Below are 24,615 nucleotides of genomic sequence, written 5' to 3'. Positions count from 1 at the left end.
CGGTTCAGTGAAGTGAGGGGGGTGTTGCTTTGCGGGGTTGCACCCCGCGCCCCGCGGTAGTGCCGGCCGCTGGCCGGCAACCTCAACAGCAACCGCAACAGCAACAGCAACAGCAACAGCAACAGCAACAGCCAAAGCGGGGTTCCTGTGGGATGGCGGGGTGGGTCCGGTGGCGGGGGACGCTGCAAGTACGTCCATGTAAGCTCGGTCGCCGCATCCATGCGGCTCACGCCCCCGCAACCGGACCCACCCCGCCTTCGACAGGTTCCCGCTGCTCTTGGTGGGTGTCGACCTTGGTCGACACGCTGCTGTTGGTGGGTGCTGACCGTTGGTCGGCACGCTGCTCTTGGTAGGTGTCGACCTTGGTCGACACGCTTGATCCACGCCATGCGTGGATGCTGCTCTCGAGGCGTGTGACGCGTCATTTCACCGGCGTCGGTTTTTTGGCCTATGGCTGCAGGGTCCAGCGGCCGGAATTCTGGCGCTGGCGTGGGGCGATGGGGCCGTCGTGCTGGGTGTAGATGAAGCGGCCCTGGTGGTCGGTCAGGCAGGTCAGCAGCAGGGTGTAGCGGGCGGGGCCGGCGGGGTGGGCTTCGGTCATCTGGATTTCCGCAATGTGCGGAGCCAGTTGCTGGTAGTGGTAACTGCCGCCGATGCGGAGGTCGGCGCCTAGGATGTGCAGCACGTACTGATTGCTGCCGAAGCTGACCTGCACCATGCGCCCGGCATTCGGATTATCTGGCTGGTACAGCGGATCGCTGAGGTTGGTGAACTGGTGCTGGTCCAGTGTCGTGGGCAGGGTGCAGTCGGCGGCCGTGGCCAGGGCCGGGCAGAGCAGGGCGGCAAGCAGAGTCAGACGATGCATGGCGGAACCTCGTTGGGATGTCCTTGCCATGCTCCGCGGTGCGGTTGCGTTGTCTGTAGGAAAACGTGCAAATGCAGCGAAATATTCTCGGTACCGTCGCCCGTCATCCACGCATGGCGTGGATCTACTGAGCAATCCGGCCGCTGCCATGGAACCGTCGGACCCGCCCGCGCATCAGGCGGACCCCACAAACACCAACGCCCGGGCAAGCCCAGGCGTTCGTGCCCCCTTCATGCTGGTGACGCGTGTCAGCTGGCCAGTTCGGCCGCTTCGCGTTCGATGCCGTACTTGCGCAGCTTTTCCACCAGGGTGGTGCGGCGCAGGCCGAGCAGCTGGGCGGCGTGGGCAACCACGCCCTGGGTGCGTTCCAGTGCTTCGTTGATCAGGCCCAGTTCGATGTTGGCCATGTGGTTGCGCAGGTCCAGGCCGTCGTCCGGCAACGCGGCCGGCGCTGCGGCGCGGTTGACGGCGATGCCATGCTCGAGCGACGGCTGGTTGCCGCTGCCCGGGGTGTGGAACGAGAAGCTGCGCAGGTCCAGGCGTTCTTCGCTGGCGACCACCGGAGCGGCCGCGACCACAGCGGGTACGGCCAGCGCGGCGTCGCCGCGGTAGCGTGCCGGCAGGTCCTGCACGCGCACCGAGCCACCCGGGTGCAGCACGGCCAGGCGCTCGACCAGGTTGGTCAGTTCGCGCACGTTGCCCGGCCATTCGTAGCCGGCCAGCGCCTGCAGCGCTTCCGGGGTGAAGCGCACTTCGCCGCGACCGGTGCGCGCCAGCTGGGTGGCGATGGTTTCCACCAGCGCCGGCAGGTCTTCGCGACGTTCGCGCAGGGCCGGCACATCGATCGGGAACACGTTGAGGCGATAGAACAGGTCTTCGCGGAACTTGCCATCGGCAATGCGGCTTTCCAGGTCGCGATGGGTTGCGGCGATCACCCGCACGTTGCAGCGGATGGTCTGGTTGCCGCCGACGCGCTCGAAGCTGCGCTCCTGCAGCACGCGCAGCAGCTTGACCTGCATCGGCAGGCTCATGTCGCCGATCTCATCGAGCAGCAGGGTGCCGCCCTCGGCCATTTCGAAACGGCCCTTGCGTGCGGTCAGCGCGCCGGTGAAGGCACCTTTCTCGTGGCCGAACAGCTCGCTTTCCAGCAGTTCGGCCGGAATCGCGCCGCAGTTGATCGCCACGAACGGACCGTCGCGGCGCGGCGAGCGCTGGTGGATGCTGCGCGATACCACTTCCTTGCCGGTGCCCGATTCGCCCAGCACCAGCACGGTGGTGTCGAACGCGGCGACCTGTTCGATCATCGTGCGCAGTGCACTGACCGCCGGACCGTCGCCGGTCGGGCCGTGGTCCTGCACGGCACCCGCCTGGTGTTCGGCATCCAGGCGCTTGAGGCTGGCGCGGCGCAGAAGGGCTTCCATCTGCGCATGGCGCAGCGGCGCTTCCAGCGGCCAGATGTTGGCTTCGTGCAGGCCATGCCGCTGCGCGAACGCGGTCGCGTCACCGTCGGCCAGCAGCACCGGCGGAGGCAGGCTGCTGCCACCCAGCCAGGCGTACAGGGCGGTGCTGGCGGCACTGTCGTCCAGGCTGCCGACGATCACCGCCATCCAGTCGTTCTGGCGCTGGCGCGTCAGGTCGAAATCGGCCGCGTCGGAAACCCAGCGCGGGTTGAAGTCCATGAATTCCAGCAGGGCGACGGTGCGCTCGGCACGCACCGCGTCGTTGTCCAGTACCAGGATGCGCGATTCGCTCACGACCGTTCCTCCCTGAGGCCTTCCAGGATCGGCATGACTTCCTGGATGTAGGACAGCTTGCTGACGAAGTTGTCGGCACCGGCGCGCAGTGCGTGCTCGCGATGCTCGACGTCATCGAAGTGGCTGGCGATCACGATGTACGGTGCATCATCCTGCGACTTGATCAGGCGGGTGGCCTGCAGGCCGCCCATTTCCGGCATCGCCAGGTCCATCAGCACCACCTGCGGGCGCAGGCTTTCCGAGCGTTCGATCGCTTCCAGGCCGTTGCCGGCGCTGCCGACGATCTGCAGCCAGTCGATCTTGCGGAAGTGGCGCATGGCCGCGTTGATGAAGCCCTCGTGGTCATCGACCAGCAGAACTGTGAGCTTGTTCATGTCCAACATCCTTTTCAGCCCACCCGGGCCAGCTGCGGTTGCCTGGCGTTGACCCGGCGCCGTTCGCGGGCCGGGGCGATATCCAGTTGTTCGCGGTATTTTGCGACGGTTCGACGGGCAATGTTCACCCCTTGGCGGGACAGCAGGCCAGCGATGGCCTCGTCCGCCAGCGGGCGTCCGGCCGGTTCGGCGTCGATCAGGCGGCGGACCATGGCCTTGACCGCCTGGCCGGACACGCTGGCCCCTTCCAGGCGCACGGCGAAGAAGTGCTTGAGTTCGAAGGTGCCGCGCGGGGTCTGCAGGTACTTGCCGGTGGTGATGCGCGAAACGGTAGATTCGTGCATGCCGATTTCTTCGGCCACTTCCTTCAGGGTCAGCGGTGCCATGGCTTCCTCGCCACGCACCAGGAAGGCTGCCTGGCGCTCGACGATCACCCGCGCCGTGCGCAGCAGGGTGTCGTAACGCATCGACAGGCCGCGGCTGAACCAGCGTGCCTCCTGCAGCATCTCGCGCAGGGCCGGCGCAGCCTCACCGCTGTCAGCCAGAGCCTGTTCGTACTGGCTGTTGATCGATACCCGGCGGCTGGTGGCCGGGTTCAGCGCCACCTTCCATTGTTCGTCGGCGTGCCAGGCGACCACGTCCGGCACCACCACTGCATTGCGCTCGGGCAGCAGGCTGTCGCCCGGGCGCGGCTGCAGCGACAGAATCAGGCGGACGGCTTCGCGCACGTCCTCGATCTCGGCATCGTGCTGGCGGGCGAGGGCGGGGTAGTCGTGCGCGGCCAACGCGTCGAGCGCGCCCTGCAGAATGCGCGCGGCCAGATGCCGGGCCGGCACCACGCCGTGCAGGCTGCACAGCTGGGCCAGCAGCGATTCGCGCAGATCCTGCGCCGCCATGCCGGCCGGCTCGCCCTGCAGCAGGTGCTGGCGGACGGCTTCAACGCCGTCGGCATCGATGTCGAACTGCGCGCTGGCCAGCAGCTGCAGCTGCGCCAGCGGTGCCTGCAGGTAGCCGGCATCGTCGCAGTGTTCCAGCCAGAAGGCGGCCACGGCCAGTTCGTGCTCGTCCAGGTCCAGCGCCAGGCGCTGCAGCACGCGCAGCTGCGGGTCGCTCGACTCGCCAGCGGCGATGCGCGCCATGCGGTCGTCGTCGCCGTCCTGCCAGTTGGCGCCGGACACCTCCCACATCGAGGATTCGGGCAGTTCGTCGAACGCGGCCGTATCCAGCGTGGTGGTGGCCGGATCGGTAGCTTCGGCGGCGGGCGCTTCGGCGTCTTCGATTTCCAGCAGCGGATTGGAGTCCAGCAGGCGCTGGATTTCCTGTTCCAGGTGCAGGCCGTCGAGCTGCAGCAGCCGGATCGACTGCAGCAACTGCGGGGTGAGGTGAAGTTGTTGGCCCAGCTGGGTCGAGAGTGAAGCCTTCATCGTGGTTCCCCGGCGCCGCTCCCCGACGCCTTGTGGAACACATCTTGCTTTTGATCCGGCAGGGGCGGAATCGGGGGGTTCCTGAGGGTGTTGGTGGTGTTCCCGACACCGTGTAGGGAAAACCCCTACACAAACGCGGGATTTTGACGATTACGCGCGCCAAGTCATTGATTCGTGGTCAGCGGCCACGGCGGCAGGTCGTGCGTGCTGTACGGAATCCCGTCGGGATGCGTGTGGGTGACGGTATTTCGGCGCCGGCCCTGCCAGTGGCGCAGCGGCGTTACCGCCGACGCGGGGGCGTCATTCCAGTTCGTGCTGGTGGCGCGCGGCCAGCAGCAGCAGATCATTGGCGCGACGGCAGCCCAGCGATTCCATCATGCGTGCGCGATGGGTCTCCACCGTCTTGACGCTGATGCCAAGATCGGCGGCGATTTCCTTGTTGCTCTCGCCCTTGCCGATGCGGCGAAGGATCTCGCGCTGGCGCGGCGACAGTGCGGCAATGCCGGTCGGCTTTTCGCGACCGAGCATCGGCGCCAGCATCTTGGCCGAGATCTGCGGGCTCAGGAATACCTGGCCTGCATGCGCGGCACGCAGCGCCAGTTCCAGCTCCTGCGGTGCGGCATCCTTGACCACGAAGCCGACGGCACCCCGATCCAGGGCGTCGCGCACGTGGGCGGCGTCGTCGTGCATGGTCATCATCACGATGCGCGTACCGGGTGCGCGCAGGCGGATGTCGCTCAGTGCTTCCAGGCCGGTGCGGCCTGGCAGCGACAGGTCCATCAACACCACGTCCGGTGCGTGCTGCAGGGCCATCTGCAGTGCCTGTTCGGCATTGCTGGCCTCGGCGACGAGCTGCACGTCGGCAAACCCCTGCAGCAGCCGCGCCAGGCCGGCGCGAACCAGGGTGTGATCGTCGACGATGAGAACTCGCACAGGCACGCTGGAGGTTGGGGAGGGGGGTCCACCTTAACTTAGCTGAACGGGCACGCCAAGGGCTGTCCGTCCGCCTGCATGGTGGCAGATTTCAGCGTGCGCGGCGGGCCTCGGCCACCTGCCGGCGGTGCAGCCGGAACAGATGCCGTTCCATCGCCATTTCCAGGCCATCGCCGAGGCGATGGAAGCGCAGCCACAGATAGTGACCACCACCGCCATCGGCCGCTTCGGCGATGACTTCCACCGGCAGGTCGATATGGTCCGGTAGCCAGTCGCTGGGTTGCAGGCGGACTACGCCGGCCTGGCCGGGCGTGCTGCCGCTGCGTGGGCCCAGCTGCAGGCGGATGCCACGGCGCGACCAGCGCACCGGGCGCAGCGTTGGTTCCTGGCCCTGCTGGCGGATCAGGCGGCCGAGCAGGACCATGGTCAGGTCCACCTTGGCTTCCAGGCGCTGCAGCTGCAGGCTGGCTTCGCTGCGTTCTTCGTGTTCGTCGATGCGGCTGTCTTCGACCAGTGCCAAGCTGCGCAGCAGGCCTTCGGCACTGCTGGTCCGGCCCACTGCACTGCCGGCCTGGAACTCGGCGGGCAGGGCCAGTTCACAGCTGAGCGTTTCGTCGAACAGCTCGCTTTCAGCCGGGTGGTGCAGGGACGTGGTCGGCAGCACAGTCATGCCAGCGATTCTGCCTGCAGGTAGGCATGCGCGGCGCGAAGGGAGCGGCGGCCGTCCTGCATCTGCACGGAGACTGCGTCGCGACGCTGGCGCAGCAGGCCGAGCAGGCTCTGCTGGCGCTCCAGCAGGGCCGAAAGCGGCGCGTGGTCGGCGCTGCCCAGCGGCTGGCTCAGCAGTGCGTGCAGGGTGCTGTCATGGCCATCGAGCAGGCTGTCGGCCTGTTCGAAGGCCTCTTCGTCGAGGGCCTTCTCGAATGCATCCAGCTGCGCGTTGAGTTCAAGCAGGCTCATGGCGCCACCGCCGCGGGACGGCGCTGTTCGTGCGGAATGGCATTCCAGGCACCGTCGATCTCGCCCAGCAGCTGCAGCGATTCGTCCAGTGCGGCGCGGTCGTTGTGCAGGTTGGCTTCGGTCAGGCGCTGCAGCAGGTAGTCGTACAGCGCCGACAGGTTGCCGGCGATTTCGCCGCCGGCTTCATGGTCCAGCGAGCCGTTGAGATGGGCGACGATCGCGCATGCTTCGCCGATCGCCTTGCCCTTGCCGGCCTGGTCGCCCTGGTCGAGGGTGGCCTGTGCACGGCGCACGCGCTCCAGCGCGCCAGACAGCAGCAGCGCCACCAGTTTGTGCGGATCGGCATCGGCGACCGCACTGGTCACACCCACCTGGCGGTATTGCTCGGCGTACTGACGGCTGGAACCGTACATTCGTGATTCTCCCTTGCGCGGGGTGCCGGGGTGCGGTCGAAGGGACCGTTGACGCCGGCACTGCGATGATTGCTGTTGCGTCCGTTATCGGTGCGTACGGCGCCAAACTTGAGCGCCGTGCGTGTTTCCTCAGCGGTTCAACTGGGCCAGCTGCTGCTGCAGGGCGGTGTTGCTCTGCTGCAGCTTGCCCATCAGGCTGTCCAATGCCACGAACTGCTTCTTGTAACGGGCCTCGACACCGACCATGCGCGCGTCCAGATCCTTGCGGCGCTTGTCGATGTTGTCCAGCGTGGTGTTCAGCCCCTTGGTGCGGGCGACGAAGGCGCCTTCCTTGCCAACCGTGGTGCTGACGTAGCCGTCCACCAGCGAATACAGCCGGCCGGCACCGCCGGTATCGCCGGTGACCGCCTGGCGGATCTTCTCCGGCTGCGCGGCGAGGGCTGCGGCGAACTTGGTGCTGTCCAGCACCAGGGTGCCGTCGGCGTTGGGATAGCCGCGGGTCTGCAGGCCCAGTGCCTTGGCGTCCAGCTGGTCGCCTGCCAGGTCCTTGAGCACGCCGGACATCGTCGAGCGCAGCTGCGCGATCGCACCCCGCATCTGCGCATCGCCGGTCAGTGCGGCGGCTTCCTTGGTCTTCGGGTCGTACTTGGTTTCGGTGTTGATCGCCGCGACGGCCGCGTTGTAGGCGGTGACGAACTCCTGCATCACCTTGGTTGCGGCGGTGGTGTCGGTGCTGATGGTGACGGTGCTCAGGCCCGGCACTTTCAGGTTCAGGGTCAGGCCTGGCACCGCGTCGGTCACGGTGTTGCTGGCACTCACCACTTCCACGCCGTCAATGGTCAGCACCGCATCCTTGGCGGGGCTGTTCTCCTTCAGGCTGCCGACCAGTGCGCCCAGCTTGGGATCGCTGCCGGCGTATTCCAGCTTGATCGCGCTGGCCGCGCCGGTCTTTTCCTGGGCGATGGACAGGTATTGGTTGTCGCCGGAGCTGATCAGCGTGGCCTGCACGCCTTCCTTGCGACCGGCGGCGTCGATCTTGTTGCGGACGGTGGTAAGCGTGTCGCCTTCCTCCACCTGTACGTTCATCGTCTTGGCCTTGTCGCCTACGCCGACGGTCAGCGTCAAGGTTCCGGCACCGAAGGTATCGGTCTTGGGAACCGACGTGTCGGCAATCAGCTTGTGCGCCGACGCCAGGTTCTTCACCTCGATCTTGTGGGTACCGTTGGCTGCGGCCGCCTTCGTGGTGCCGAGGTCGTACAGCGCCACCGATGCGGTCAGCACATCGTCGGCGTTGTTGGGGCCGGCCTTGCCGGTTGCGCTGACGGTTCGGGTGTCGAAGGCGGTGGTGGCCTTCAATGCGGTCAGGGCGGTCTTCAGCTTGTCGAAGGCCGAGGTGACCGTGCCGAGCGACGACAGCTGCATCTTGGTCTTGGACTGCTGCAGGTTCAGCGCATTGTCGGCCGGCTTGCGGTCCGCTGCGACCAGCTGGTTGACGATGCTGGAGATGTCCAGCCCTGAGCCAATGCCACCGTATCCAAAGTCTGCCACGTCGTTTCTCCTGGTATACGGGCCTGGCCGTCGTACGGCGGCCCGTCGTCAACGAAAATAGCGGCCTGTGCCGCTGGGTCTTGAGGACTTCGTTGATGCATGCGCCGTGCCACTGGCTTGCGGGGCGATTCTGGCACGCCGGTTGCAGGAGGTCTGGGGCAGGGTGCGGGTGGGTTCACCGCGGGCTGCCGGGGGTCTGTAAAAAACCCTCCCCCAATGCAGGGGAGGGATCAGGCTACTGACAATCGGGGGGAGACGAAGCCGCCCGGTACGTACAGTCAACATGCACAACGCTGAAAGAGAGGTCCGCAGGGGCGGGCGATGCCAAGCCGGTTCGGGAAGCTTCCCGGGCCGGGCATGGCCGGCACCTGAGTACGCCGTGGCTGTCGGGTTGCCGCTACCGTCGGTTCAACCCGACGGTAGCGGCGCCTTCTTGCCGTGGATCAGCGCAGCAGGCTGAGCACGCCCTGCGGCACCTGGTTGGCCTGGGCCAGCATGGCCGTACCGGCCTGCTGCAGGATCTGGGTGCGGGTCAGCTCAGCGGTTTCCTTGGCGAAGTCGGTGTCCTTGATGCGGCTGCGCGACGCCGACAGGTTTTCCGACGAGGTCTGCAGGTTGGCCACCACCGAGGTGAAGCGGTTCTGGATCGCACCGAGGTCGGCGCGGGTGCTGTTGATCGCACCCAGGGCCTTGTCGACCACTTCCAGCGACTGCTGGGCGCCGAGCACGGTGCTCACGTCCAGCTTCTGCACGTTGGCCGAGGTATCGGTACCGGCGGTGTAGGCGCCAGCGGCAGCCGCGGTGCCCCAGGTCTTGCCGGTGGCATCGTAGTCGCTGCGCATCAGGGCGATATCGGCAGCGGCAACAGCCTTGCCTTCCTTCACCGAGCTCAGCTTCAGCGTGCCGTCGGCATTGGCTTCGGCGTAGATGCCGGCTTCGCCGAGCTTGGCGTTGATGGCGGTCGCCACGGCCTTGGATGCGTCGGCCGTGGTGGCACCGGCCTTGACCTCAACCGTGCCGATGTCCACGCCCATCACCGTGCCGGAGAAGCGGGCACCGTCGGTGCTGGCGGCCAGGGCAGCGGTCGCGCCGGTGGCGAAGGTCGAGGTGCCCAGCGAGCCAGCCTTGGCGTCGATGGTCTTGTCGATGGCAATGGCCTGGCCGGCGTTGGCGCCGACCTGGAACAGCTGGCTGGAGAACGAACCGTCCAGCAGCTTGGTGCCGTTGAAGTCCGACTGCTTGGCGACGCGGTCGATTTCCGAAACCAGCTGGGTCACTTCGGCCTGCAGTGCCTTGCGGTCGCTGGCCGAGTTGGTGGCGTTGGAGGCCTGCACCGACAGCTCGCGGACGCGCTGCAGGTTGTTGCCGATTTCGGTCAGCGAACCTTCGGCGACCTGTGCCAGCGAAATGCCGTCGTTGGCATTGCGGATGGCCACGTCGGTGCCGCGGATCTGGGTACCGAAGCGCTCGGAGATCGCCAGGCCGGCCGCATCGTCTTTGGCGCTGTTGATGCGCGAACCGGAGGACAGGCGCTGGATGGTGGTAGCGAGCGAGCTGCCGCTGGTGCTCAGGTTGCGCTGAGCATTCAGGGACATGGTGTTGGTGTTGATGACTTGTGCCATGGTGCTTTTCCTTTGGCGAAGGTGGAACGTATTTCAGGAACCGGGCGGCAGCTCAGCCGTCGCCCGGTGGTCGATCAAGGAGCCGATCAGCGCAGCAGGCTGAGCACGCCCTGCGGCACCTGGTTGGCCTGGGCCAGCATGGCCGTACCGGCCTGCTGCAGGATCTGGGTGCGGGTCAGCTCAGCGGTTTCCTTGGCGAAGTCGGTGTCCTTGATGCGGCTGCGCGACGCCGACAGGTTTTCCGACGAGGTCTGCAGGTTGGCCACCACCGAGGTGAAGCGGTTCTGGATCGCACCGAGGTCGGCGCGGGTGCTGTTGATCGCACCCAGGGCCTTGTCGACCACTTCCATTGCCTGCTGTGCACCCTTGACGGTGCTGACGTCCAGATCGCTGGCGAACTTCGAGGCCGGTGCCGCCGCAGCGGTGGTGGCGGTGAAGGTCGGGGCGGTGGCGCCGGTCCAGGTGCCCGGCGTTGCGGTGATGGCCTTGAACGAGCCGTCAGCGTTGGTGCTGTCCTTGACCGAGGTCAGGGTCACGCCGGTGGTGCCGTTCACTTCGGCGTAGACGCCGGTTTCGCCGATCTTGGCGTTGATCGCGGTCACCAGTGCTTCGCGCGAGGCCTTGCCGGTGGCAGCGGCGTCGGCGCCCTGCTTGACCGAGACGTCGGCGATGGCCACACCGTTGATGGACAGGCCGCTGGTGCTGAAATCAGCGTTGGTGCCCGGATCGGCCAGGGCCAGCGCGTTGGTGTCGAACTTGGCGCCACCCAGGGCATTGGCCTTGGCATCGATGGTCTTGTCGATGGCAATCGCCTGACCGGCGTTGGCGCCGACCTGGAACAGCTGGCTGGAGAACGAACCGTCCAGCAGCTTGGTGCCGTTGAAGTCCGACTGCTTGGCGACGCGGTCGATTTCCGAAACCAGCTGGGTCACTTCGGCCTGCAGTGCCTTGCGGTCGCTGGCCGAGTTGGTGGCGTTGGAGGCCTGCACCGACAGCTCGCGGACGCGCTGCAGGTTGTTGCCGATTTCGGTCAGCGAACCTTCGGCGACCTGTGCCAGCGAAATGCCGTCGTTGGCATTGCGGATGGCCACGTCGGTGCCGCGGATCTGGGTGCCGAAGCGCTCGGAGATCGCCAGACCGGCCGCATCGTCCTTGGCACTGTTGATGCGCGAACCGGAGGACAGGCGCTGGATGGTGGTGGCCAGCGAGCTGCCGCTGGTGCTCAGGTTACGCTGAGCATTCAACGACATCGTGTTGGTGTTGATTACTTGTGCCATGAGGAGAGGTCCTTGAGCGGTTGCACGTGAGTTGGGTTAGACGCCCCCGACGTGCCCCGGGGGCGGCTCATGTCAGCGCTGCAACAGGCTGAGCACGTTCTGCGGTACCTGGTTGGCCTGGGCCAGCATGGCCGTACCGGCCTGCTGCAGGATCTGGGTGCGGGTCAGCTCGGCGGTTTCCTTGGCGAAGTCGGTATCGCGGATGCGGCTGCGCGATGCGGACAGGTTCTCCGAGGAGGTCTGCAGGTTGGCGACCACCGAGGTGAAGCGGTTCTGGATCGCGCCGAGGTCGGCGCGCACGCTGTTGACCGATTCGAGGGCCTTGTCGACGATGGACATCGCCTTCTGTGCGCCTTCGGCCGTGGTGACGTTCAGGTCCTTGACGAAGCTGGCCGTTGCACCGGTCAGCGTGCCGCCGTTGGTGCTGGTCTCGGTCAGGCCCAGGCCGGCGATGGTGGCGGCGGTGGCGCCGGCCGGCGGGGTCGCGGCGCTGACACCCAGAGCGAAGGTCTGGCCGTCCTTGACCGAGGCCAGGCTGACCACGCCGGCGTTGACGGAGGCGACCACGCCGGTCTCGCCCAGCTTGTTGTTGATCGCGGCCGCAGTGGCCGAGGTGATCGATTCGCCTGCCTTCACGGTGAAGTCGCTGACGGTGACCGTGGTGGCGGCGCCGCCCGGCGGGGTCACCGAGATCTGCAGGCCGGAGTAGGTGGTATCGGCGGTGGCCTTGTCGGCTGCAGCCAGGCTGGTGCCGGTGTAGACGTTGGCGAAGCTGGCCGCGCCCAGCGAATCGGCCTTGGCGTTGACCACGCTGTTGATGGCGATGGCCTGGCCGGCGTTGGCGCCCACCTGGAACAGCTGGCTGGTGAACGAACCGTCCAGCAGCTTGGTGCCGTTGAAGTCGGCCTGCTTGGCGACGCGGTCGATTTCGCTGACCAGCTGGGTCACTTCAGCCTGCAGCGCCTTGCGGTCGCTGGCCGAGTTGGTGGCGTTGGAGGCTTGCACGCCCAGTTCGCGGATGCGCTGCAGGTTGTTGCCCACTTCGTTCAGCGAGCCCTCGGCCACCTGGGCCAGCGAGATGCCGTCGTTGGCGTTGCGGATGGCCACGTCCAGACCACGGATCTGGGTGGTGAAGCGCTCGCTGATGGCCAGGCCGGCGGCGTCGTCCTTCGCGCTGTTGATGCGCAGGCCGGACGAGAGGCGCTGGATGGTGGTGGCGAGCGAGCTGCCGCTGGTGCTCAGGTTGCGCTGAGCGTTGAGCGACATCGTATTGGTGTTGATTACCTGTGCCATGGGGTCGTCTCCTCTTATGTGGAACCCGTTGGTGAATGGAACGAAGCGCCGCCTGATTTTTTTGTTTGGCTGTGTGCTTCGCCGTTGCCAAATGAATAACGGCGCTTTGTCAACAACCTTTAGCCGGGAATTTCGTTGCAACCGAATTTCGTCGCTGAAAGCTGTTTTTCCGGGGATTTCCGCCGACACGGAAGGGCCGGCGTGAAGCCTGGAACGGGCGGCCAGGCAGGACCTGGCCGGCGCCAGAAGGGGTATCGGCGCCTGCCCGGCAAGCTGAATGGTGGCGGCGGGGCGTATGCCCGGCAGAAACGAAAAAGGCCGCGATGCAGGGCATCGCGGCCTTGGGTTCCAGCGCTGGCGCGTGGAATCAGCGGATCTTGTTGAACAGCGACATCGACTGCATCTGCGAGAACAGCGTCTGGGCCGCCTGCAGCGCGGTGCTTTCCAGCTGGTACTGGCTCAACGCATCGGCGTAGTCCAGGTCGCGCATCTCCGACAGCGTGGTCTTCAGCGTCACGCCATTGGCCTCGCGCATCTCCGCCGCGTTGTCCAGCGCCTTCAGCTGCGCGCCACCGGCAGCGCGCGAATCGATCATCCGTTCCGCCGCGCGGCCGACATCACGCAATGCGCTCTGCAGCTCGTTCTGCTGCGCGGCCATCTTCGCCGGGGTACCGGTATCGGCATCCAGTGCGGCGATCAGCTTGTCCATGGTGCCGAAGATGTCGCGGCTGCTGGCGGCCTGCACGTTGAAGCTGTCACCTGTTGCTGGCGCGCCAGCGATCTGCAGGCGAACGCCGTTGATCTCCAGTTCGCTGCCGGCCTTGTAGGTGCCGGTGCCGGTTACGTTGCCGGCACCGTCGAGCACTTCGTACTGGTCGGCCGCGGTGAAGCGCACGCTGAACGATTGCCCGTTCCAGCTGTCGCTGCCATCACGGGTGATGTTGGTCAGCACGCCATTGCCGGCGTTGCCTGCCGCTGCGCTGCCATCGACGAAGCCATCGCCGGTGGGGATGCGCAGGAAGATCTCGCTGCCGGGCAGGGCGTCGCGCACGTAGGTATCCGGGCCGACTTCCACCTGGCGCTGGGTCTGGTCGCCGCGATAGACGACCTTGCCGTCAATCTTGGCGAACGGCGGATCGCTGTCGTTGGTACCACCGAACACGTAGCGGCCGGTGCCGTCGCTGCTGTTGGCCAGCGACAGCAGGCCCTCGCGGATCTGGTTCAACTCGGTGATCAGGGTCTTCTTGTCGGGCGCACTCAAGGCGGGATTGCTGGCCTGGATGGTCAGATCGTTGACGCGCGCCATCAGGTCGTTGACCTGGGCCAGGGTGTTTTCCTGCACGCCCAGGCGGTTCTGCACGTTGTTGCCATTGAGCTTCATGCGTTCCAGTGCGGCCAGGCTGCGGTCCAGGCCCACCGCAGCGCCTGCGGCGACCGGATCGTCCTTGGCGCTGACGATCTTGCTGCCGGTGGCGATCTGCTGTTCCAGGTGGCTGAGTTTGGCCTGCTTGGCCATCATCAGCGCTACCGACTGGCTGTACATCATTCCGGTGGAGATGCGGTTGCTCATCGGCGCACGGCTCCCAGGATGGTCTGGAACATGGAATCGGCGGTGGAGATCAGCTGCGAGGCGGCCTGGTAGGCCTGTTGCAGGCGCAGCATGTCGGCCGCCTCCTCATCGAGGTTGACGCCGGACACTTCGTCACGCGCTGCCTGTGCCTGGTCGGCGATCACCTGCTGCGCCCCCAGCGAATACTCCGCCGAACGCGCTGCTGCACCGACCTGGGTGGTCAGCCCGCCCAATGCGCCGCCCAGCGTCACCGTGCCGGCGTTGAACGCCTTGGCCGATTCCACCTTGGACAGCTTGGTGGCATTGCTGTTGTCCGACGAGCCGGCCGGGGTCGGGGTGATGTTGAAGGTGTCGCCATTCTTCGGCACGCCATCGAGCACGAAGCTCCAGCCGTTGGCGCTGATGGTCTGCCCGGGCGTATAGGTCTGCGGTGGGCCGCCATCGATGGTGTAGGTGGTGGCCGAGGTGAACACGATCGCAGCAGGATTGCGCAGGTTGGCGTTGGCCGCATCGGTCACGGTCACGCCGCTCAGCTTGCCGGTGCCGGTGTTGGCCAGTGCGGCAGCACCCTTGATGGCGGCGGCCGCGGCAATGCGCGACGGATCGGTGATCGCCATCTCCAGACTGCCGGCCACGCCAGCCGTCGGCTGCAGCAGGAAACGGTCGTTGGCCGCCGGCGTACCGCCCACCACCAGCTTCACGCCGTTGATGATCAACGGGTCGGCAGCGGTACCGGTGCCGGTCAGCGGCACGCTGGCGCCGGTGTCGGCGCGGCTGGCGGCCCAGTTGCCGCCATCGAACTTGAGCACGATGTTCTGTGCTTCCAGCTTGCCGAGGTCGCCATAGCTGGCGGTGATCGAACCGGTCCCGGTGTTGCCGGCATTGCCGGTGACACGCGGCGTGCCGATGTTGAAGAAGTCGCCACCCATCTGTCCGTACAGATCCACGCCTTGGCGATGGGTGCTGTTGAACGTCTCGGCCAGGCCCACAGCCAGCTTGCCCAGTTCGGCCTGGGCCGGGGTCAGCACGGTGTCGCGGAATTCGAGCAGGCCGCCGATCTGGCCGCCCACGGCCTTCGGGTCCAGGGTGATGGTGCCGCCCTGGGTCTGCAGCGCCAGCTGCAGGCGCTCGGGCTGGTACGGGTCGGCCACCGTGGTGACCTTCGATGCGGTGGTGCCCACCACCAGCGCCTGGCCGCCGGCGGTGTAGACGTTCATGATGCCGCCGTCCTGGATCACCGCGGTGCCGCCGGTGTAGCCCACCAGCTGCGAGATCAGCTGGTCGCGGCGGTCCAGCAGGTCGGGCGCGGCGTTGGCGATGTTGGTGCCGATGGCACCGTTGATCTGCGCGATCTCCGACGCCAGCCGGTTGACTTCGGTGGCACCGGCCATCAATCCATTGTTGACCTCGCCATTGAGGTTGTTCAGGTGGGTGTTGAGCTGGCTGAAGCGGTTGGCCAGGGCCTTGGCGCCATCGAGCATGTTCTGCCGGTCGGCAGTACCCGCTGCGTTGGAGGACAGGCCGCTGACGGTATCGAAGAAGTTCGACCAGACCCCGGCCACGTTGGTGGCCGCGTCGGAGAACAGGGCATTGACCCGGTCGGCCATGCCCGAGAGCTGCTTCAGGCGTGCCAGTTCGCCGCCGCTGTCGAGCAGGCGCGAGATCGCCAGCTGATCGGCGGCGCGGCGGATGTCGACGATGCGGGTGCCGTTGCCAACGTCACCATAGCCATAGTTCTGCGGGGTGGCGGTGGCGAAGTCGACCTTCTGCCGGCTGTAGCCGGGAGTGTTGAGGTTGGCCACGTTGTGGCTGGTGGTGGCCAACGCACGCTGGAAGGCGAGCAGGGCACTGGTACCGGTGGAAAGTACGCTGGACATGGGGTTCCTCAACGACGGGTGATACCCAGCGCCGCGGTTGCGGTGCTGGCGAAGGTCTGGCCGATGCGTGAGCCGGCGTCGGCCACGGCGGCCACGGCGCGCTCGATGGTCGGGCCGCCGGCGATCGCGGCGATCTTGGCCGCGTAGCGCGGGTCGGTGGCGTAGCCGGCGCGTTGCAGGCCGCGCGCGAAGCCCTGCACATCGGTGCCGGCCTGCAGCGCCTGCTGGTAGCGCGGGCTGGTCTTCAGCAGGCGCACGTAGTCGGCAAAGCTCTCTGCGGGCGAGGTGTAGGCGCGGAAGCTGGCGGTCTCGTTGCGGCGCACGCCATCGACATACTCATGGGTGCCGGCGGTAGCGCTCTGGCCCTTCCAGCCGGTGGCCTTGATGCCGAACAGGTTGTGCGAGGTGCTGCCATCGGCATGCTTGATCTGGCGCTTGCCCCAGCCGGTTTCCAGCGCTGCCTGGGCAACCAGGGCGCGGGCGTCCACGCCCAGTTCCTTGGCCGCGCTCTGCGCGTGCTGCCAGATGCTGGCGACGAAGCCTTCCGGGGTATGTGCGCCCAGCTGGGCGACGGCGGTGCGCGTGGCCAGTGCGTCGGCCGGGGTGCCGCTGCTGCCGCGGTTGCTGGCGGTCGGCGCCCACTGGTCGCTGGCAGCGGCCCAATCGGCGCCGCCGATGGCACCGGCATAGGGATCGTCGGTACCCAGCGAACGGTGCATGCCGCTGCTTTCCCGGCCCGCAATCAGGTCCAGCGCCTGCTCCATCGGGGCGACAGAGGACTGCGCGCCATCCTGCACACCGGCCGCCATCTGCTGCAGCATGCGCACGGCCTGGCCGGCATCCTGCAGCGGCAGCGACGGCGCCGCCGGCGCATTGAGCTGGTAGGCGCGGCTGGCCTTGGCCGGGTCCACCCGGGTATCCAGCGCCGGGCCATCGGCCTGCGCGCCGGACAACTGGCGGGTGATCATGCTCGACAGGCCCAGGCCCTTGCCGCGGGTCATCGCCTCGGCGATCTTCTGGTCGTACATCTCCCGGAACATCTTGTTTTCACCCGGGAACAGCGAATCGCCGAAGCTGGCGTCACGCATGCTCTTGACCAGCATCTGCGCGAACTGGCCTTCAAGCTGGCGCGCGACCTTGTCGATCTTGGCCGGGTCGTTCTGCTGGGCCGGGCTGAGTTCGAATGCGGGAGTGATGCGCATGTCAGATCACCTCGAGCTCGGCGCTCAGGGCGCCGGCCTGCTTCAGTGCTTCCAGGATCGCGATCAGGTCACCCGGTGCCGCGCCAACGGCGTTCACCGCATGCACGATCTCGTCCAGGGTGGTGCCACCGTTGAACTTGAACATCCGGCTGCCATCGTTGGTAGCGGTGATGGTCGACTGCGGCGTGGCCACGGTCTGGCCACCGGCAAAAGCGTTGGGCTGGCTGACGTTGGTGTTTTCCTGGATGGTCACCGTCAACGAGCCATGCGAGATCGCGGCCGGGCCGACACGCACCTGCTGGCCGATGACCACGGTGCCGGTACGCGAGTTGACCACTACCTTGGCCGGTGCAGCGCCCGGGGTCAGTTCCAGGTTTTCGATACGGGCCAGCAGGCCGATGCGCGCACCGGCATCGGTGGGCGCACGCACGGCAACGGTGCCGCCGTCCACGGCACGCGCCGAACCTTCGCCGAAGGCATTGTTGAGCGCACCGACCATCCGAGAGATGGTGGTGAAATCGCTGTTGTGCAGGTTCAGGGTGATCTCGCCACTGGCGCCGAACACATCGGGCAGGGCGCGCTCAACGGTCGCACCGTTGGGAATGCGGCCAACGCTGGGCACGTTCACCGAGACGCGCGAACCGTCCTTGCCCTGTGCACCGAAGCCGCCCACGATCAGGTTGCCCTGGGCAATCGCGTAGACCTGGCCGTCGGCACCGCGCAGCGGCGCCATCAGCAGCGAGCCACCGCGCAGCGACACGGCGTTGCCGATCGAGGATACGGTGATGTCGATCGGCTGGCCGGGCTTGGCGAACGGCGGCAGCTCGGCGTGTATCGCCACCGCCGCCACGTTCTTCAGCTGCGGGTTGACGTTGGCCGGTACGTTGACGCCCAGCTCGCCCAGCAGGTTCTTCAGGCTCTGCACGGTGAAGGGCGCCTGGCTGGTGCGGTCGCCGCTGCCATCCAGGCCGACCACCAGGCCGTAACCCACCAGTGCATTGCCGCGCACGCCACCCACCTGGGCCAAGTCCTTGATGCGCTCGGCGCTGGCGGGTGCAGCCACCGCAAAGACCATGAACACGGCACAGTAGAGCGACGCCGCGCGTCGCTGCCAGGAAGAAGAGAAGGAGAGTTTCATGGCCATACTCAGAACGGCGTCAGGCCGGAGTTGAAGAAGCGGCTCAGCCAACCCATCGCGTTGGACTGCGCGACAGGGCCGCGGCCGCCATAGACGATGCGCGCTTCGGCCACGCGGCTGGAAGGCACGGTGTTGTCCGCGCTGATGTCGCCGGGGCGCACGATGCCCTGTACCTGCACCAGCTCATCACCCTGGTTCAGGCGCAGGTTCTTCTGCCCCTGCACCACCAGGTTGCCGTTGGGCAGGCGCTGCACCACCGTCACGGTCACGTTGCCCTGCAGGCGGTTGCTCTGCGCGCTGTTGCCCTTGCCAGTGAAGTCGCGTGCGCCCTTGGCCGTTGCACTCAGGATGTCCTTGCCGCCCAGGGTGACCGGTGCACCGAGAATCGACGGCGTGCCGAGGCTCAGGTTCGATTCCTTGTTGGTGGCGGTGTTGGCGCTGGTCTGCGCAGTGGTGTTTTCCAGCAGGGTGATGGTCAGCAGGTCGCCGACATCGCGCGCACGGCGGTCCGAATACAGCTGCAGGGTCGGGCCGGCGGCGTAGATCGCGCCGGCGGTCGGTTCGGCCTGCGGCGGCACGATCGGCTGCAACGGCGCCATCGTCGGATAGGGGCGCACGTCGCCAGCGATCACGCAGCCGCCGAGCAGGGCAGCCACGGCGCAGGCGAGGGCAGTACGGGCGAAGGAAGAAAGGGGCGACATGGCAGTTTCCCGGTGAGGGCGGTCAGAGCTTGTTGCTGAGGTAGCCGAGCATCGAGTCGGTGGTCGAGATCGCCTTGGCGTTCATTTCGTAAGCGCGCTGGGTTTCGATCATCGACACCAGCTCTTCCACCACGTTGACGTTGCTGCCTTCCAGCGCACCCTGCACCACGGTGCCCAGGCCGTTCAGGCCGGGATTGCCGTTCTGCGCCGGGCCGGAGGCGGTGGTTTCCAGGAACAGGTTTTCACCACGTGCCTGCAGGCCCGCCGGATTGACGAAGTCGGTAAGGGTCAATGCACCCACTTCCACCGATGCCGCACCGTCGGCCATCTTCACGCTGATGGTGCCGTCGGTACCGATGGTCACCGACTGCGCGCCTTCGGGAATCTGGATGCCTGGCTGCACCGGGTAGCCGCTGTTGGTGACCAGCTCGCTGTCCTGGTTGATCTTGAACGAGCCGTCGCGGGTGTAGGCCGAGCTGCCGTCGGGCATCTGCACTTCGAAGAAGCCGCGGCCGTTGACCATCACGTCAAGCGCGCGGCCGGTCTGCTGCTGGCTGCCCTGCTCGAAGTTCTTGGCGGTGGCCACCACGCGCACGCCGGTGCCGATCTGCAGGCCGGTGGGCAGCTGGGTCTGTGCCGAAGAGGAACCGCCGGGCTGGCGCACCTGCTGGTACAACAGGTCCTCGAAGCTGGCGCGGTCCTGCTTGAAGCCGGTGGTGTTGGTATTGGCGAGGTTGTTGGAAACCACCGACATGCGCATCTGCTGCGCATCCAGTCCGGTTTTCGCGATCCACAATGCCTGGTTCATCTTCGGAGTCCTGTCTGGGTGAAGCCGGCCGCGCGGTGCGGCCCATGGGGTAGGGAGTGCAAGCGGCGTGCCAGCACCGGCGCGGGCCGGTGCCGGAATTCCGTCAGCTGCCCAGGCGCAACAGGCTGTTGGCGCTGCGCGCGTTGTCATCGCCGTGCTTGATCACCTGCACCTGCATTTCGTACTGGCGCTGCAGCTGGATCATCTGCACCAGCGCGCCGGCGGCATCGACGTTGCTGCCTTCCAGCTGGCCGCTGTGCACCGCCGTGCCCTGCGCCTGGGCGAACGGCTGCAGCGGATCGGTATTGCGGAACAGGCCATCCAGGCCGCGTTCGAGGCGATCATCCGGCGCCTGCACCACCTTGATCCGGCCGATCATCGCCATCGTCTGCGGGCCTTCGCCCTGCGGGATGATCGAGATCGTGCCGTCGTTGCCGATCTCCATCGCCTGGTAGGGCGGAATCGCGATCGGGTTGTTGTTGTCGTCCAGCACCGGACGGCCGCTGGAGGTCACCAGCTGGCCGTTCGGGGTCACCGACAGCGCGGCGCCACGGGTGTACGCCTCGCTGCCATCGGTGGACTGCACGGCAAGCCAGGTGCCGGTCTGCAATGACAGGTCCAGCGGCTTGCCGGTGATGTGCTGCGCGCCGGCCGTGCGGTTGAAGCCCGCATCGACATGCAGTGCATCCACCCGCGAGGCAAAGCCCGGGCCACGGATCGGGAAGGCTTCGGTGTTGGCCAGCGCTTCCTTGAAGCCGGGGGTGTCCGAGTTGGCGAGGTTGTGGCTGAGCGTTCCCTGCGCCTGCAGGGAGGCGCGGGCACCGGTCATCGCCACGTAAAGGGCTTTATCCATGCGGGGAGTTCCGTGACAGGGTCAGCAGGTCATCAACGGATGTTGATGACGGTCTGGGTGATCTGGTCCTGGGTCGTGATCATCTGCGCGTTGGCCTGGAAGTTGCGCTGCGCGGTGATCATGTTGACCAGCTGTTCGGTCAGGTCGACGGTGGAGGATTCCAGCGAACCGGCCTGGATCTTGCCGAGGTTGGAGGTGTCGGCGGCGCCGGTGCGCGGCGTGCCCGAATCGAAGGTCTCCACCCACAGGTTGTTGCCCTTCTGTTCCAGGCCCTGCGGATTGTTGAAGCTGGTCAGTGCGACCTGCCCCAGCGGCTTGTCGTCGCCGTTGGAATAGCGGGCGAACACCACGCCGGTTTCCGAAACGGTGATTTCGTTGAGCTTGCCGGCCGCGTAGCCATCCTGCTGAGTGTTGCGCAGGGCGAACTTCTCGCCGTACTGGGTCGAGCCGCTCACATCCAGCGTCATGTTCAGCACGCCGGCGCCGGTGGTCGGGGTGAAGGTGCCCAGGCTGATCTTGCCGTTGGCCGGTGCAGTCAGCTTGCCGGCGTTGTCGAAGGTCAGCGGGGTCGGCGTACCGGCCGGCTGGCCATCGACGTAGTTGTGCACCGTCCAGGCGTTGGTGGCTGCTTCCTTGACGAAGTAGGACACCTGGGTGTGGCTGACGCCCAGCGAGTCATACACGGTGATGCCGCCGCTGGAGTGGCTGTAGCTGTTGGAATTGGTGGGGTCGAAGGGGTTCACCGTCGGCTGCTTGGCATTGCCCGGCAGGGTGAAGCCGACCTTGACCTCGCTGGTCTGCTTGGGCGGGCTGTCGGTGGTCAGCAGCTGCAGATCGACCAGGCGGCCGGCGTCGAAGTTGGTGCCGTCGGCGTTCGGAGCGAACACCTGCAGGCGTGCGCCCTGCGGGTTGACCACGTAGCCGGCGGCGTCGGTCTGGAAGTTGCCGGCGCGCGAGTACACGCGTGCACCGTTCATGTTCATGGTGAAGAAGCCCTCACCGGAAATGGCCATGTCCAGGCTGCGGCCGGTCTGCTCGTTGTTGCCCTGGATGAACTGCTGGGCCACGTTGGAGACGCGCACGCCCGAACCGATCGCGTTCTTGGACAGGCCGTAGCTGGTGGCGGCGAACAGGTCGGCGAATTCCGCACGCGACTGCTTGAAGCCGGTGGTGTTGACGTTGGCCACGTTGTTGGCGGTGACGCTCAGGTCCGAGTTGGCAGCGTTGATGCCGGACAGGGAAATGTTGAAGCCCATGGGATGCTCCTGTTGGATGCGGTAGGTGCGGCTCAGCTGACGCGGAGCACGTAGTCGAGAGGGGCCGTGCCCAGGCCCTTGAGATTCAGGTAGAGGCCGTCGGAACCGACGGTCACGCTTTCCACCGGTGCCTGCACGAAGGTGGACAGCTTGGTGCTCTTGCCGGTGGTGTCGACGTGGTTGGCGACGATGTTGTACTTGCCCGGCTCCATGCGCTTGCCGTTGGCATCCTTGCCATCCCAGGTGAACGCGGTCTCGCCGGCGGCCTTGGCTTCAACGCTGATCGAGGTGACCTTGGCGCCGTTGGCGTCGGTGACGTCCACGGTGACGATGCCCGCGGCCGGCGCGGCAACCGTGCCTTCCACCGAACCTTCCTTCTCCAGCACCAGCTTTTCCGACGGCACCAGCACCTGGTGGCCGACCAGCGCGGCGCCACGCAGCACCTGGTCGCTGGCCATCGACTCCTGGAAGCCCTTCACCGACTTGTTCAGATCGGTGATGCCCTGCACGGTCGACATCTGCGCCATCTGCGAGACCATCTGCGTGTTGTCCATCGGCTTCAGCGGATCCTGGTGCTGCAGCTGCTCGGTCATCAGGCGCAGGAAATCGGCCTGGTCCAGCGTGTTCTTCTTCTTGGTGGCGTTGCTGTTGGGGGCGTTCAGGCCGAGTGCGGCGTAGACGTCCTGGTTGCTCTGGTTGTTGACGGCAGTGGTCATGGCGGTGTCCGGTGCAGCGGGCCTCAGCGGCCCATGGTCAGGGTGGCCAGGGCCAGTTCCTTGGCGGTGGTCAACATCTCCACGCCGGCCTGGTAATTGCGCGAGGTCGAGATCAGGTTGACCATCTGCGCCACCGGATCGACGTCGGGCTGGTAGATGTAGCCATCGCCGTCGGCCAGCGGATGGCCTGGCTCGTAGCGCTTGATCGGCGCCGCGTTGCTCTGGGTGATTTCCTTGACCTGCACCGAGGTGATGTTCGGATCGGTCTTGCTGGTCACCGCCTGGAAGATCGGTTCCAGCGGCTTGTACACCGCGTCGGCCGAGCCGGCGATGCTGTCAGCGTTGGAAAGGTTGGAGGCGATGGTGCTCATGCGCACCGACTGCGCCTGCAGTGCGGAGCCGGCGATATCGAAGATCGGCAGGTTGCTCATGGCTTATTGCCCCGTGATCGCGGTGAGCATGGAACGCACCTTGCTTTCGACGAAGCTCAGTGAAGCGCGGTATTCCAGTGCTGCGCGGCCATAGGCGGCGCGTTCGGCATCGGGGTCGACGGTGTTGCCGTCGATGCTGGGCTGTACGCCCTCGCGGGCCACCTGGAACGGGTTGAGGCCACTACCGATTTCGTAGTGCTGCTCGTTGGTGGTGGTCATCAGGCCGTTGGCATCCAGCCCCTGCGCATGGCGAAGGGCCGAATCGAAGTCCAGGTCCTGGGCCTTGTAGCCGGGGGTGTCGGCATTGCCGAGGTTGCTGGCGATCAGCTTCATGCGCTGTTCGCGCAACGGCATTGCCTGGGCATGCACGCCCAGGTAGTCGGTAATCAGGTTGCGCACGGTGCACTCCCACGGGAACGTTGCCCGGGAAGCTGCAAGCGGTGTGCCAAACCCTGAGGGGTAGTGCCGGCCGCTGGCCGGCAACCTCAGACACAACGGGGTGCCGGCCAGCGGCCGGCACTACCGTATCGAGGCGGCCTTACGCCGCCATCGCCACCTTGCGCAGGCGGTCCAGCACGAAGTCGGCCAGCTCGTGCGGCGAATACTTGGCGACGAAGGCGTTGGCACCCACGCGCTCGACCATCGCATTGTTGAATACGCCCGAAAGCGAGGTATGCAGCAGCACGTACAGCCCGGACAGGCCGGCATGGCGCCGGATTTCCGTCGTCAGCGTGTAGCCGTCCATCGCCGGCATCTCGATGTCCGAGATCACCATGGCGTAGCGTTCGGCCGGGTTTTCACCCGAGGCATGGATCTGCAGCAGGTGGTCCAGCGCCTGTTTGCCGTCCGAGAGCAGGGTCGCGCCCACCCCCAGCTGGTCCAGCACGCTGCGGATCTGCTGTCGCGCCACCCGCGAATCATCCACCACCAGCACCTGCAGCTGCGGAGCGTCGGCGGGCATCGCCATGGCCGGGTCGAGCACGGCCTCACCGCGCACCTGGGCGATGTCGGCCAGCACGCTTTCCACGTCGATCACCTGGATCAGCTCGCCCTGGAAGCGGGTCACCGCGGTCAGGTAGCTCGATTCAGCGCCCAGTTCCGGCGGCGGGTGGATGTCTTCCACCGCGATGTTGACGATGCGCTCCACGCCGCTGACCAGGAAGCCCTGGATCGAGCGGTTGAACTCGGTCACCACCAGGTAACCGGGTGCGGTGTCCGCATCGGGCTCGCGCTCGGGGTGGCCGATGGCCAGGCCCAGGTCCAGCACCGGCACCGAACGGCCGCGCACGTCGGCCACGCCGGCGAACTGGCCGGGCAGGCCGGGTACCTGGAACAGTTCCGGGCGGCGCAGCACTTCCTGCACCTTGAAGACATTGACGCCAAAAAGCTGACGTCCGCCGAGGCGGAACAGCAGCAGCGCCAGGCGATTGTGGCCGGCCAGTCGGGTTCGCTGGTCGATCCGGTTGAGCAGGTCATGGGACATGGCTGCTGTATCGGCGCGGGCAGGGGGGAACTTGAGGGCGAGTGCAGCGCCGCGGCCGGGAAGCTGTCCGCCCTGTGCCTGTGGCACGCAGCTTGCACGCGTCTGGGCCAGGTCTTA

General features: G+C 66.5%; 24 protein-coding genes. All 24 read right to left on the bottom strand.

From position 1 onward, the window contains the following. Positions 1-448 precede the first annotated feature (448 nt). The 24 genes from AC07UW_RS09360 to AC07UW_RS09245 all read right to left on the bottom strand — a co-directional run bounded on the left by AC07UW_RS09360 (position 449) and on the right by AC07UW_RS09245 (position 24,498). A complete protein-coding gene (locus tag AC07UW_RS09360) occupies positions 449-865 on the bottom strand; it encodes a hypothetical protein (RefSeq protein WP_495211913.1) in 417 nt (138 codons plus the stop codon). Between the two features lie 248 nt (positions 866-1,113). Continuing rightward, entirely contained in the window at positions 1,114-2,619 is a 1,506-nt protein-coding gene (locus AC07UW_RS09355) for a sigma-54 dependent transcriptional regulator (RefSeq protein WP_495211912.1), read from the bottom strand. After that, positions 2,616-2,993, bottom strand: coding sequence for a response regulator (locus tag AC07UW_RS09350; protein WP_025879000.1), 378 nt, complete (start codon positions 2,991-2,993; stop codon positions 2,616-2,618). Before AC07UW_RS09350 ends, AC07UW_RS09355 begins: the two co-directional genes overlap by 4 nt. 14 nt (positions 2,994-3,007) lie before the next feature. Then, entirely contained in the window at positions 3,008-4,417 is a 1,410-nt protein-coding gene (gene rpoN, locus AC07UW_RS09345; RefSeq protein ID WP_025879001.1) for an RNA polymerase factor sigma-54, read from the bottom strand. Positions 4,418-4,717: 300 nt separating this feature from the next. Continuing rightward, entirely contained in the window at positions 4,718-5,350 is a 633-nt protein-coding gene (locus AC07UW_RS09340) for a response regulator (protein WP_025879002.1), read from the bottom strand. Positions 5,351-5,441: 91 nt separating this feature from the next. Further along, positions 5,442-6,020 carry a PilZ domain-containing protein gene (locus AC07UW_RS09335; protein WP_025879003.1) on the bottom strand — a complete coding sequence of 193 codons (579 nt, stop codon included), beginning with the start codon at positions 6,018-6,020 and terminating at the stop codon, positions 5,442-5,444. After that, complete coding sequence (locus AC07UW_RS09330; protein WP_025879004.1) at positions 6,017-6,310, bottom strand: hypothetical protein; 294 nt, start codon at positions 6,308-6,310, stop codon at positions 6,017-6,019. Before AC07UW_RS09330 ends, AC07UW_RS09335 begins: the two co-directional genes overlap by 4 nt. Then, positions 6,307-6,723 (bottom strand): flagellar export chaperone FliS, encoded by a 417-nt coding sequence (gene fliS, locus AC07UW_RS09325; RefSeq protein ID WP_025879005.1) that lies wholly within the window; start codon positions 6,721-6,723, stop codon positions 6,307-6,309. The genes AC07UW_RS09330 and fliS overlap by 4 nt, the downstream gene beginning before the upstream one ends. 129 nt (positions 6,724-6,852) lie before the next feature. Continuing rightward, positions 6,853-8,271 (bottom strand): flagellar filament capping protein FliD, encoded by a 1,419-nt coding sequence (gene fliD / locus AC07UW_RS09320; protein ID WP_336028160.1) that lies wholly within the window; start codon positions 8,269-8,271, stop codon positions 6,853-6,855. Between the two features lie 443 nt (positions 8,272-8,714). Further along, entirely contained in the window at positions 8,715-9,893 is a 1,179-nt protein-coding gene (locus AC07UW_RS09315) for a flagellin (protein ID WP_032974833.1), read from the bottom strand. A gap of 86 nt (positions 9,894-9,979) precedes the next feature. Continuing rightward, the gene (locus tag AC07UW_RS09310) at positions 9,980-11,170 is read right to left on the bottom strand and encodes a flagellin (protein ID WP_032974832.1); all 1,191 of its coding nucleotides are present in this window, start codon (positions 11,168-11,170) and stop codon (positions 9,980-9,982) included. 72 nt (positions 11,171-11,242) lie between these two features. Next, entirely contained in the window at positions 11,243-12,463 is a 1,221-nt protein-coding gene (locus AC07UW_RS09305) for a flagellin (protein ID WP_025879099.1), read from the bottom strand. Between the two features lie 367 nt (positions 12,464-12,830). After that, positions 12,831-14,033, bottom strand: coding sequence for a flagellar hook-associated protein FlgL (gene flgL, locus AC07UW_RS09300; RefSeq protein WP_033831049.1), 1,203 nt, complete (start codon positions 14,031-14,033; stop codon positions 12,831-12,833). Further along, complete coding sequence (gene flgK, locus AC07UW_RS09295; protein WP_495211911.1) at positions 14,030-15,910, bottom strand: flagellar hook-associated protein FlgK; 1,881 nt, start codon at positions 15,908-15,910, stop codon at positions 14,030-14,032. Before flgK ends, flgL begins: the two co-directional genes overlap by 4 nt. 8 nt (positions 15,911-15,918) lie before the next feature. After that, on the bottom strand, positions 15,919-17,112 hold the full coding sequence (gene flgJ, locus AC07UW_RS09290) for a flagellar assembly peptidoglycan hydrolase FlgJ (RefSeq protein WP_025879102.1): 1,194 nt from the start codon (positions 17,110-17,112) through the stop codon (positions 15,919-15,921). Between the two features lies 1 nt (position 17,113). Continuing rightward, positions 17,114-18,256, bottom strand: a complete 1,143-nt coding sequence (locus AC07UW_RS09285) for a flagellar basal body P-ring protein FlgI (protein ID WP_025879103.1) — start codon at positions 18,254-18,256, stop codon at positions 17,114-17,116. A 2-nt stretch (positions 18,257-18,258) separates the two neighbouring features. Further along, the gene (gene flgH / locus AC07UW_RS09280; RefSeq protein ID WP_495211910.1) at positions 18,259-18,951 is read right to left on the bottom strand and encodes a flagellar basal body L-ring protein FlgH; all 693 of its coding nucleotides are present in this window, start codon (positions 18,949-18,951) and stop codon (positions 18,259-18,261) included. Between the two features lie 22 nt (positions 18,952-18,973). Beyond that, positions 18,974-19,759 (bottom strand): flagellar basal-body rod protein FlgG, encoded by a 786-nt coding sequence (gene flgG, locus AC07UW_RS09275; protein ID WP_025879105.1) that lies wholly within the window; start codon positions 19,757-19,759, stop codon positions 18,974-18,976. A 103-nt stretch (positions 19,760-19,862) separates the two neighbouring features. Then, entirely contained in the window at positions 19,863-20,612 is a 750-nt protein-coding gene (locus tag AC07UW_RS09270; RefSeq protein ID WP_025879106.1) for a flagellar basal body rod protein FlgF, read from the bottom strand. A 32-nt stretch (positions 20,613-20,644) separates the two neighbouring features. Beyond that, a complete protein-coding gene (flgE, locus tag AC07UW_RS09265; RefSeq protein ID WP_025879107.1) occupies positions 20,645-21,868 on the bottom strand; it encodes a flagellar hook protein FlgE in 1,224 nt (407 codons plus the stop codon). A 32-nt stretch (positions 21,869-21,900) separates the two neighbouring features. Continuing rightward, positions 21,901-22,584 carry a flagellar hook assembly protein FlgD gene (locus AC07UW_RS09260; RefSeq protein ID WP_025879108.1) on the bottom strand — a complete coding sequence of 228 codons (684 nt, stop codon included), beginning with the start codon at positions 22,582-22,584 and terminating at the stop codon, positions 21,901-21,903. Between the two features lie 23 nt (positions 22,585-22,607). After that, positions 22,608-23,015 (bottom strand): flagellar basal body rod protein FlgC, encoded by a 408-nt coding sequence (gene flgC, locus AC07UW_RS09255; protein WP_025879109.1) that lies wholly within the window; start codon positions 23,013-23,015, stop codon positions 22,608-22,610. 3 nt (positions 23,016-23,018) lie between these two features. Further along, complete coding sequence (flgB, locus tag AC07UW_RS09250) at positions 23,019-23,414, bottom strand: flagellar basal body rod protein FlgB (RefSeq protein ID WP_025879110.1); 396 nt, start codon at positions 23,412-23,414, stop codon at positions 23,019-23,021. Between the two features lie 139 nt (positions 23,415-23,553). Next, on the bottom strand, positions 23,554-24,498 hold the full coding sequence (locus AC07UW_RS09245; protein WP_025879111.1) for a chemotaxis protein: 945 nt from the start codon (positions 24,496-24,498) through the stop codon (positions 23,554-23,556). Positions 24,499-24,615: the final 117 nt, after the last annotated feature.

The sequence above is a fragment of the Stenotrophomonas sp. GW821-FHT02D01 genome (assembly GCF_059421765.1).
This window is presented reverse-complemented; position numbering and strand designations above follow the sequence as displayed.